This window comes from Planococcus sp. RAB007_Raresut, assembly GCF_057369535.1.
The window spans coordinates 1-289 of record NZ_JBXYIF010000081.1 but is presented as its reverse complement, the minus strand read 5'-3'; the positions used below and the strand labels follow the sequence as shown (position 1 = coordinate 289).

1 protein-coding gene is annotated in these 289 nt (G+C 47.4%); it reads left to right on the top strand.

What is annotated here, in order from left to right:
* Positions 1-289, top strand: a 289-nt coding sequence (locus tag AC2Q9J_RS17825) for an ATP-binding cassette domain-containing protein (RefSeq protein WP_499042006.1), incomplete at both ends; no start/stop codon positions are given.

Genomic DNA, 289 nt, shown 5'->3' with positions numbered 1-289 from the left:
AAGACCAGGCAGCGATTCAAAATGCGTTACAAACAGTCAACATGTGGCAGTATCGTCATCGGAAAATTGGAGATCTATCCGGAGGACAACAACAGCGCGTCTTTATCGCCCGAGCGATGGTCAACCAACCTGATCTATTGATTCTCGATGAGCCGACCGTCGGTGTGGACCAAAAGCACTTACAAGATTTTTATGAAGTCTTGCATATGCTTCGTGAACATACGACTTGTACGTTCGTCCTCGTCACCCACGATTTAAACGTGGTGACCGACCTCGTCACAAAAGTCGT